Source organism: Aeromonas sp. 604176 (genome assembly GCF_049170755.1).
Classification (GTDB): domain Bacteria; phylum Pseudomonadota; class Gammaproteobacteria; order Enterobacterales; family Aeromonadaceae; genus Aeromonas; species Aeromonas veronii_A.
The window spans coordinates 1-10007 of record NZ_JAAKNE010000139.1; the positions used below are offsets into that span (position 1 = coordinate 1).

Genomic DNA, 10007 nt, shown 5'->3' on the forward strand with positions numbered 1-10007 from the left:
TAACGAATTGGCCCAAGGCCCTCTACACAAGGCTTAAAGATGAAAGTCAAAACCCGTTTTGCTCCCAGCCCGACCGGCTTTTTGCATGTCGGCGGTGCCCGTACCGCACTCTATTCCTGGTTGTTTGCAAAGAACCAGGGCGGTGAGTTCGTGCTGCGTATTGAGGATACCGACCTGGAACGTTCCACTCAGGAGGCGATCGACGCCATCATTGAGGGCATGGAATGGCTGGAGCTGAACTGGGATGAGGGCCCCTACTACCAGACCAAGCGCTTCGATCGCTACAACGGTCTGATCGACGAGATGCTGGCCGATGGCCGCGCCTACAAGTGCTACTGCTCCAAAGAGCGTCTGGAAGCACTGCGCGAAGGCCAGATGGCCAACGGCGAGAAGCCACGTTACGACGGCAAGTGTCGCGACCACGCCCACGATCACCCGGCCGATGCGCCGCACGTGATTCGCTTCCGCAACCCGACCGAAGGTTCCGTGGTGTTCGATGACCACGTCCGTGGCCGCATCGAGTTCGCCAACACCGAGCTGGACGATCTGATTATCCGCCGTACCGACGGCGCGCCGACCTACAACTTCTGCGTAGTGGTCGATGACTGGGATATGGAGATCACCCACGTGGTGCGTGGTGAAGACCACATCAACAATACCCCGCGCCAGATCAACATCTACAAGGCGCTGAACGCGCCGGTACCTGAGTTTGCCCACGTATCCATGATCCTGGGTGACGATGGCGCCAAGCTCTCCAAGCGCCACGGTGCAGTCTCCGTGATGCAGTACCGCGACGACGGCTACCTGCCGGAAGCGCTGCTGAACTATCTGGTGCGTCTGGGCTGGTCCCACGGCGATCAGGAGATCTTCAGCCTGGAAGAGATGATCAAGCTGTTCAGCCTGGATGCCATCTCCAAGTCTGCCTCCGCCTTCAACACCGACAAGCTGTTGTGGCTGAACAACCACTACATGCGCAGCCTGGATCCGGCCTATGTTGCCAAGCATCTGGCATGGCACATGGAAAACCAGAAGATCGACACCAGCAATGGCCCCGCGCTGGCCGACGTGGTCACCCTGCTGGCCGAGCGCTGCAACACCCTGGTCGAGATGGCCGCCCAGAGCCGCTACCTGTTCGAAGAGTACGAGGCCATCGACGAAGCCGCTGCCAAGAAGCACCTGCGCGGCGTGGCTGCCGAGCCGCTGGCTCTGGCCAAAACCAAGCTGGCTGCACTGGATAGCTGGACTACCGAAGCGCTGCACGAGCTGATTGAAGCCACTGCCGCCGAGCTGGGTCAGGGCATGGGCAAGGTTGGTATGCCGCTGCGTGTGGCCGTCACCGGTCTGGGTCAATCCCCTGCCATCGACGCCGTAATGGCATTGGTGGGCAAGGAGCGCGTACTGGCGCGTATCGACCGCGCACTGGCTTACATCGAAGCCCGTATGGCTGCCGAGTAAGTTGTGCAAGAGTGGGCAAAGCGATAGCCGAGCCTGCCCTTTGTCCGATAGAAAAAATCCGAAACCACTGGTTTCGGATTTTTTTATGGCCGGGAGCGGCGGCAGGGCACAACGCGGTCATGCCCGACCAGGGCGAGCAGTCAGGCGAGCTTGAAGGAGTGGATCTGGCTGTCGAGCTCCTTGCTGTGCTGTTCGACCAGCTCGGAGGCCTCTTGCAGCTCGCGCAGCACCACGACGGAGCCTTCGGCAATCTGCTTGACCTGTTCCAGATTGCCGCGCATCTCTTCGGCGACCGAGCTCTGCTGCTCGGAGGCGGCGGCGATGTGGCGGTTCATGTCGGCGACACCCTGTACCCGCTGCACTATGGTGGCGAGCTGGGTACCGGCCTGGGTCACCTGTTCCACCCCCTTGTCGGCCTGGCGCACGCTCTGGGCCATAAGTTCGGCGGCCTGACCGGCATTGCCCTGCAGCTGTTCGATCATCTTCTGGATCTCGACGGTGGCGGCCTGAGCCCGGTTGGCCAGCTCGCGCACTTCGGAGGCCACCACGGCAAAGCCACGACCCGCTTCACCGGCGCGAGCCGCTTCGATGGCGGCGTTCAGTGCCAGCAGGTTGGTCTGCTCCGAGATGCCGCGAATGGTGTCGACCACAGAGCCAATGCGCTCGACCCCCTGCTCCACCTCGTTGACCACGGTGGCGGAGCGCTGGATGTTGCCGGAGAGGGTGTCGATGGTGCTGACGGTATCGGCGACGCAGCGGCTTCCCTCTTCCGCCAGCTGGCTGGTTTCGGCGGTGGCGTGAGAGGCCTGATCCGCATGGGCAGCCACTTCGCGAATGGCGCCGACCATCTGGCTCATGGCGCTCGCCAGCTGTTCGATCTGGGTGAACTCTTCGTTGATCGCTTCGTTGGCCTCCTCCATGCAGAGGGTGACCTGAGAGGCGATGTCGTTGAGCTCCTTGCAGGCGGCGCGCTGGTTGTTAAACACTGCTTTGAGGTTCTCCTGCGAGTGGGAGACCGCCTTGGCGATGTCACCGAATTCATCCCGAGATTTGAGCAACACCTTGTGACTGAGATCCCGCTTGGCGAAGCGCTCCAGCAGATCCACCAGATAGTGCACCTGCTTGACCATCAGGCGGGAACCGGTCATCAGCAGGATCACGAACAGCAGCCCCATGATGGTGGTCTCCATCAGGCCGCTCCAGAGCAGGCGGTCGGCAATGGCGTTGGCTTTGTCCGGATCAAGCCCCTCGCTGAGCAGGGTGGTCTCCAGATTGTTGGTATCAAACCAGAGTTTGGTCAGTAGCAAAATGGTACTCACCACCATCAGCAACACCACTTTCGGCACCAGCCGAATGTTGCTCATCCGCTTCTCCAGCAGGTTCAACTGCATCGTAAAATCTCCTTTGAATATCGCTTTTCCTTTGCCCTCAAGGCTATCGGCATTATCTTCTCTTTTATTAATTCGCACTGTGCTTAAAGTTGGAAAATGTATGCGACATCACTTAACTCATCTACGGGCGATGGATCTGCTGATGGCATTTCTGTCGATTGTCTCGGTTCTGCTGGTGACGGCCCGCTGGTGGGGCCACGAAACCCTGACTCCCCAGACCCTGCAGCTCTTCTATGACCTGGACAGTCTGATCTGCTACTTCTTCCTCGCGCATTTTGCTTATGGCTGGATCCGTGCTCCAGACCGCAAAGCCTACTTCAAGGCAAACTGGTTCTATCTGCCGGGTAGTCTGCCGATGGTGGAGCAGCTGCGTTGGGCCCGACTGCTCCAGTTGTGGCGGGTCTATCAACTGTTCAAGGAGCACCCGGATCTCTGGGCCATGTTCCGTCGCGAGCGCAACGAGACCACCCTCTCCGGCATCCTCTTCCTCTTCGTCCTGCTGCTGGGATTGGGCTCCGGCGTCATGTACTGGATTGAGTCTGGTCAGCCCGGCAGCCAGATTGAGACCCCCTATGACGCCTTCTGGTGGACGCTGGTGACCCTGTCGACCGTGGGCTATGGCGATCTGGTGCCCAAGACCGAGGAGGGGCGGTTTGTCGCCAGCCTGCTGATCCTGTTTGGGGTCGGTCTGTTTGGTGCCATCAGCGGTTTTATGGCAAGCATCTTTTTGCAGCCGACCAAGGAGAGCGAGACCGACAAGTGGCGTCATCACTACAACAACCAGCAAGAGGAGTTGCTGCGAGAGATCCGCGCCCTGCGCAGCGAGGTGCGGGAGCTAAAAAACAAGTGAGGCCAAGGGCGGGCAAGTTGCGAGGTGACTCGCAACTCCGCGCTTTATATCCGGGGGGCGCTGCTTTTTCTTTGCTTGTCCTTTAGCCTGCTGGCGGCTTAACATTCAACCTCTTGTCCAAACCAGAAAAAGAGAACCGATCGACCATGCGCGCCCTTCTCGGGATTTTGATCTGCTTGTGTGCCCAACAGGCACTGGCCGATACCCGTTATGTTTCAGACAACATCTTTACCTATATCCACAATGGTCCGGGTACCCAGTACCGGATCCTCGGTAGCGTCAAGGCTGGTGAACCGCTGGAGGTGAAGGCGGTGAACGGCGAGGCCGGATTCACCCAGGTGGTGGACGGGCGTGGCCGCGAAGGGTGGATAAAAAGCAGCGAACTACAGAGTGAGCCCAGCTTGCGTGAGCGGCTCCCTCAGGTTGAAAAGGAGCGGGATGAGCTCAAGGCCCGCCTGCAAAATCTCAACGGTGACAACGAGAAACGCTTTACCGAAAAGGATGGCCAGATCGCTGCCCAGAGCAAGGAGATCGCCGCTCTCAAGGCCCAGTTGGTCAGTCAGGGTGAGGAGATGAGCAATCTCAAAGAGCAGAATGATGCCCTGACCCAGAGCTACGACAACCAGGAACACGACATGCAGATGGACTGGTTTATCCGTGGTGGTGCCATGGTGGGGGCCGGTATCCTGCTTGGTATCCTGCTGCCGATGCTGCCCCGTCGTCGCAGTCGTGGCGATCGCTGGATGAACTGACAGCATTTGGCTGAATAAATTGATGAGAAGGGTCGCCGTGGCGGCCCTTCTTTTTTTGGGGCGTATTGGGGGGATGGGTGGCTGCTTTGCGATAGAGCGGCGGCAGATCGTATACAAAATGAAGTCAGATGACCCTCATGTTTATTGGCGGGCTGGCTTCAAAAGGGAATGAATAGGGTGAATTAGCGATCTTTGTTAAAGAGTGGCAACAAATTCATTTCATATAGGGGAGGATATTGTATACATTGTCGGCGTTTCGGCGGCGCGACCGCCTTTGTCGATATCAGCCTTAGGGCGTACAGGAAGACCCCATATGTTCAAAGCTACTCAAGTACTTGCCGCTGACTATATCCCCTCTGATCTGGCCGCCCTGCGCGAAGCCATCACCCAGAACTATGTGGTGGATGAAAATGCCTATCTGGCCGAACTGTCGGCCATGCTGCCGGGGGATGGCGCCTCGCTGGAGCAGGTGACCCAGCGTGCCCGTACTCTGGTGACCAAGGTGCGCAAGGAGAGCGGCTCCGGTGACGGTATCGACGCCTTCCTGCAGGAGTACAGCCTGGATACCCAGGAGGGGATTATCCTGATGTGTCTGGCCGAGGCGCTGCTGCGCATTCCCGATGCCGAGACCGCTGACGCCCTGATCAAGGACAAGCTCTCCGGCGCCAACTGGTCATCTCATTTCCGCAAGAGCGACTCTACTCTGGTCAACGCCTCCACCTGGGGGCTGATGCTGACCGGCAAGATTATCAAGCTCGACAAAAAGCTCGACGGCAACCCGGCCAACCTGCTGGGGCGGATGGTCAACAAGCTGGGGGAGCCGGTGGTGCGATCCGCCATGTATGCCGCCATGAAGATCATGGGCAAGCAGTTCGTGCTGGGGCGCGACATGAAGGAGGCGCTCAAGGCGAGCCGCAAATCCCGCGAGCTGGGCTACACCCATACCTACGACATGCTGGGTGAATCTGCGCTGACCATGCAGGATGCCGACAAGTATCTGACCGATTACCGCAACGCCATCGAGGCGGTGGGCAACGAGCGGATCAGCGACGGCGGCCCGGCCCCCTCCATCTCCATCAAGCTCTCGGCACTCCATCCACGCTATGACGTGGCCAACCGCGAACGGGTGCTCGGCGAAATGTGCGAGCGGCTGGTGGGGCTGGTGCGTCTGGCCCGCGACAAGGATGTGGCCATCAGCATCGACGCCGAGGAGATGGACAGACTCGAGCTGTCGCTGGATCTGTTCGAGCAGCTCTACCGCTCCGACGCCAACCGTGGCTGGGGCAAGCTCGGCATGGTGGTGCAGGCTTACTCCAAGCGCGCCCTGCCGGTACTCTGCTGGCTCACCGCACTGGCCCGCGAGCAGGGTGACCTCATTCCGGTGCGACTGGTAAAAGGCGCCTACTGGGACAGCGAACTGAAATATGCCCAGCAGGCGGGCCTGCCCGGCTACCCGCTCTTTACCCGCAAGGCGGGCACCGATATCTCCTACCTCGCCTGCGCCCGCTACCTGCTGAGTGAGCCGACTCGCGGCTTTATCGCTCCCCAGTTCGCCACCCACAACGCCAATACCGTGGTCAGCATTCTGGAGATGGCCGGTGATCGCCAGTTTGAATTCCAGCGTCTGCACGGCATGGGCGAGGAGCTGCACAACGCCGTGCTGAACGACAATCCCGACCTGCACTGCCGCATCTATGCGCCGGTCGGCGCCCACAAGGATCTGCTGCCCTATCTGGTGCGCCGCCTGCTGGAGAACGGGGCCAACACCTCCTTCGTTCACAAGCTGGTGGATCCCAATACCCCGGTGGATTCGCTGGCCGAGCACCCGCTGCGTACTCTCAAGCGCTACTCCGGTTTTGCCAACGACCGCATTCCGCAGCCGGTGAACCTCTTCATCGACCGCAAGAACTCCAGCGGCGTCAATATGAACATCCTCTCCATCCAGCGCCCCTTCTTCGCCCGCTTGAAAGAGCTGGAGAGCAAGCAGTGGCTGGCGGGCCCCATCGTCGATGGCGAGACCCTCAAACGCAGCGAGGCACGCACCGTGCTGAGCCCGCAGGATGTGAGCCTCACCGTCGGCAAGATCCACTGGGCCGACGAGCAGGCGGTGGAGCAGGCCTTGGCATCCGCCCACGCTGCCTTCCCGCGCTGGCGTGACACCCCGGTAAGCGAGCGTGCTGCCGCGCTGGAGAAGCTGGCGGATCTGCTGGAAGCGAACCGCGAGCAGTTTGTCTCCCTCTGTACCCGCGAGGCGGGCAAGCTGCTGCAAGATGGCATCGACGAGGTGCGTGAAGCGGTCGATTTCTGCCGCTACTACGCGGTGCAGGCCCGCGGCCTGATGGGGCAGGCGACCCTGCTGCCCGGTTACACCGGCGAGCAGAACGAGCTGTTCCTGCAGGGGCGCGGGGTGTTTGTCTGCATCAGCCCGTGGAACTTCCCGCTGGCGATCTTTCTCGGCCAAATCGCCGCTGCGCTGGCCACCGGCAATACCGTCATCGCCAAGCCTGCCGAGCAGACCGGTCTTATCGCCCATCTGGCTGTGACGCTGGCCCATCAGGCCGGTATTCCGGGTGACGTGCTGCAACTGCTGCCCGGTGACGGTGCCACCGTCGGTGCCAAGTTGACAGCGGATCCGCGCATCGGCGGCGTCTGCTTCACCGGCTCCACCGAGACCGCCAAGCTGATCAATATGACCCTGGCCCAGCGCGATGGCGCCATTCTGCCGCTTATCGCCGAGACCGGTGGCCAGAACGCCATGATCGTCGACTCCACCGCCCTGCCGGAGCAGGTGGTACGCGACGTGGTGAGCGCCGCCTTCCAGAGCGCCGGTCAGCGCTGCTCGGCCCTGCGTGTGCTCTACCTGCAGGAGGAGATCGCCGAGCGGGTGCTGGAGATCCTCACCGGCGCCATGCAGGAGCTGAAAGTGGGCAACCCGGCCGAGCATAATACCGACGTCGGCCCGGTGATCGATGCCGATGCCAAGGCCGGTCTCGATGCCCACCTCGCCTACATGATCCCTCGTGCTCGCCTGATCGCGCAGGCGCCGATGCCAGCCGCGACCATGGAGGGACACTTCGTCCAGCCGACCGCGCTGGAGATTGGCTCCATCCGCGAGCTGGTGAAGGAGCAGTTCGGCCCCATCCTGCACGTGGTGCGCTACGCCACCCGGGATCTGGACAAGGTGATCAGCGACATCAACGGCACTGGTTACGGCCTGACGCTGGGGATCCACAGCCGCAACGAATCCCACGCGGAGGAGCTGGCGAGCCGCATCAACGTGGGCAACGTCTACATCAACCGCAACCAGATCGGCGCCATGGTCGGGGTGCAGCCGTTCGGCGGCCAGGGGCTCTCCGGCACCGGCCCCAAGGCGGGTGGCCCCCACTACCTGAGCCGCTTCGTCACCGAAAAAACTCGCACCATCAACACCACTGCAGTGGGCGGCAACGCCTCCCTGCTGGCGATGGGCGATGCCTGATCCGCGTCGATAGAGGCCGGATACGGGATACCGGATAACAACGGGCCGCCTTCGGGCGGCCTCTTTATTTGCACCATCCGTTTTTTACGAATGGGACAATCGGCCACGGCGGGGTCGTCAGCGACCCGTGCCGGTCGTAAGATGGGAGCCATTCGTGCGGCGTTTGCCCCTTGGTCGGCCAGCCGTGGTCAGGGTTTTGTTTTAACGAGAGTGTTTATCTGATGTCATTAACCGAACAAGCCCGCTGGTTCGTGCTGGGGGGCGATCATCTGGTACTGCTCGATCAGCAGGGAGAGGTGCCACAAGGAAGTAAAGCGTGCCTGCCCACAGCGCTGGCTGACGCCCATTTCGAGCGTTTCGACGAGTGGCAGGGGCTGCCCTGCTATCTGCTGGATCTGGGGGCTGAGGCCGCCACGACTATGATGGCCCCCCTGCGCCAGCTGATGGTGGCGGGGGACGAGGAGGGCTTTCGTCTCGCGGGCCGTGCCTGGCAGCTCGCCACTTTCCGCCGGACCCACCGTTTCTGCGGCGAGTGCGGCGCCCCCATGACCCCGAAGGCGGGGGAGTGGGCGCAGGTGTGCCACCACGGACACACGGCCTATCCGCGCATTTCACCTTGCATTATCGTGGCGGTGCGCAAGGGGCCGGAGATCCTGCTGGCGGCCCATCGCCGTCACTATCAGGCGGACGATCCCATGTATACCGTGCTGGCCGGCTTTGTGGAGGCGGGAGAGAATCTTGAGCAGTGCGTGGCGCGGGAGGTGTTCGAGGAGAGCGGCATCCGGGTGCGCAATGTGCGCTATGTGGCGAGCCAGCCCTGGCCCTTCCCCCACAGCCTGATGATGGGCTTTACCGCCGACTACGAGAGCGGCGAGATCAAGGTGCAGGATGACGAACTGGTGGCCGCCGCTTTCTTTGCCGCCGACCGGCTGCCGCGTTTGCCGCCCCACGGCACCATTGCCAGGCGGCTGATCGAGTTGTCACTGGCTGGCGAGGGGTAACGAGGCGCTTATCTTTTAGCCAACCTTTTTGCACCTCTTTTTAAAAACGGGGCGCTCTGGTTTGCGCCCCTTCACATCTTTGCAACCGATCACCCATTTGCCACGTTTTGGGCAGTCCGCTCCGGTGGGCAAAGTGGTATTATGACCGCCATTTTATGCGTGATATGAATTCAGGAACTGGGATGAAAGAGCTGAAGAACGATCGATACCTGCGCGCCCTGCTGCGTCAGGATGTAGACATGACGCCGGTATGGATGATGCGCCAGGCTGGCCGTTATCTGCCGGAATACAAGGCGACTCGCGCCCAGGCGGGGGATTTCATGTCCCTGTGCCGCAATGCCGAGCTGGCCTGTGAAGTCACCCTGCAGCCGCTGCGCCGCTACCCGCTCGATGCTGCCATCCTCTTCTCCGACATCCTGACCGTGCCCGATGCCATGGGGCTGGGTCTCTACTTCGAGCAGGGTGAAGGCCCGCGCTTCGAGCGTCCGATCACCTCCATGGCCGACGTGCAGGCGCTGCCGATCCCGGATCCGGAAGATGAGCTGGGCTACGTGATGAACGCGGTACGCACCATCCGCCGTGAGCTGAAGGGTGAAGTGCCGCTCATCGGCTTCTCCGGCAGCCCATGGACCCTGGCCACCTACATGGTGGAGGGGGGCAGCTCCAAGGCATTCACCAAGATCAAGCAGATGATGTACGCGGAGCCGCAAACCCTGCACCTGCTGCTCGACAAGCTGGCCGACAGCGTGATTGCTTACCTCAACGCCCAGATCAAGGCGGGTGCGCAGGCTGTCATGGTGTTCGACACCTGGGGCGGCGTGCTCACCCCTCGCGATTACCGCGATTTCTCCCTGCAGTACATGCACAAGATTGTCGATGGCCTGATCCGCGAGCACGACGGTCGCCGCGTGCCGGTCACCCTGTTCACCAAGAACGGCGGTCAGTGGCTGGAGCAGATCGCCGCCACCGGTTGCGATGCGCTGGGTCTGGACTGGACCACCGACATCGCCGATGCCAAGCGCCGGGTCGGTGACAAGGTTGCGCTGCAGGGCAACATGGATCCCTCCATGCTCTACGCCA

Annotated in this window: 7 protein-coding genes; 6 read left to right on the top strand and 1 reads right to left on the bottom strand. The window is 61.3% G+C overall.

The window, feature by feature from the left end; all coding sequences use genetic code 11:
* Positions 1-39 precede the first annotated feature (39 nt).
* Positions 40-1455: a glutamate--tRNA ligase gene (gene gltX / locus G5358_RS18595; RefSeq protein WP_076360502.1), complete on the top strand. Its 1416-nt coding sequence runs from the start codon at positions 40-42 to the stop codon at positions 1453-1455.
* Between the two features lie 140 nt (positions 1456-1595).
* On the opposite strand, the gene G5358_RS18600 is transcribed toward gltX, so the two are convergent.
* Positions 1596-2846, bottom strand: coding sequence for a methyl-accepting chemotaxis protein (locus tag G5358_RS18600; protein WP_216952949.1), 1251 nt, complete (start codon positions 2844-2846; stop codon positions 1596-1598).
* Positions 2847-2946: 100 nt separating this feature from the next.
* Between G5358_RS18600 and G5358_RS18605 the strand changes: the two genes are divergently transcribed.
* The 5 genes from G5358_RS18605 to hemE all read left to right on the top strand — a co-directional run.
* Positions 2947-3696 (top strand): potassium channel family protein, encoded by a 750-nt coding sequence (locus G5358_RS18605; RefSeq protein WP_254204246.1) that lies wholly within the window; start codon positions 2947-2949, stop codon positions 3694-3696.
* Between the two features lie 146 nt (positions 3697-3842).
* Positions 3843-4448, top strand: coding sequence for a TIGR04211 family SH3 domain-containing protein (locus tag G5358_RS18610; protein WP_216952951.1), 606 nt, complete (start codon positions 3843-3845; stop codon positions 4446-4448).
* A 313-nt stretch (positions 4449-4761) separates the two neighbouring features.
* On the top strand, positions 4762-7926 hold the full coding sequence (gene putA, locus G5358_RS18615) for a bifunctional proline dehydrogenase/L-glutamate gamma-semialdehyde dehydrogenase PutA (RefSeq protein ID WP_421324674.1): 3165 nt from the start codon (positions 4762-4764) through the stop codon (positions 7924-7926).
* A gap of 221 nt (positions 7927-8147) precedes the next feature.
* Positions 8148-8927 (top strand): NAD(+) diphosphatase, encoded by a 780-nt coding sequence (gene nudC / locus G5358_RS18620; RefSeq protein WP_421324675.1) that lies wholly within the window; start codon positions 8148-8150, stop codon positions 8925-8927.
* A gap of 182 nt (positions 8928-9109) precedes the next feature.
* Positions 9110-10007, top strand: an 898-nt coding sequence (gene hemE / locus G5358_RS18625; protein WP_421324677.1) for a uroporphyrinogen decarboxylase, incomplete at its 3' end; no start/stop codon positions are given.

What these genes read in the sequence shown, in the direction of transcription:
- gltX (WP_076360502.1), top strand. Translation starts at nt 40, where the DNA reads ATGAAAGTCAAAACCCGTTTTGCTCCCAGCCCGACCGGCTTTTTGCAT.
- G5358_RS18600 (WP_216952949.1), bottom strand. Translation starts at nt 2,846, where the DNA reads ATGCAGTTGAACCTGCTGGAGAAGCGGATGAGCAACATTCGGCTGGTG.
- G5358_RS18605 (WP_254204246.1), top strand. Translation starts at nt 2,947, where the DNA reads ATGCGACATCACTTAACTCATCTACGGGCGATGGATCTGCTGATGGCA.
- G5358_RS18610 (WP_216952951.1), top strand. Translation starts at nt 3,843, where the DNA reads ATGCGCGCCCTTCTCGGGATTTTGATCTGCTTGTGTGCCCAACAGGCA.
- putA (WP_421324674.1), top strand. Translation starts at nt 4,762, where the DNA reads ATGTTCAAAGCTACTCAAGTACTTGCCGCTGACTATATCCCCTCTGAT.
- nudC (WP_421324675.1), top strand. Translation starts at nt 8,148, where the DNA reads ATGTCATTAACCGAACAAGCCCGCTGGTTCGTGCTGGGGGGCGATCAT.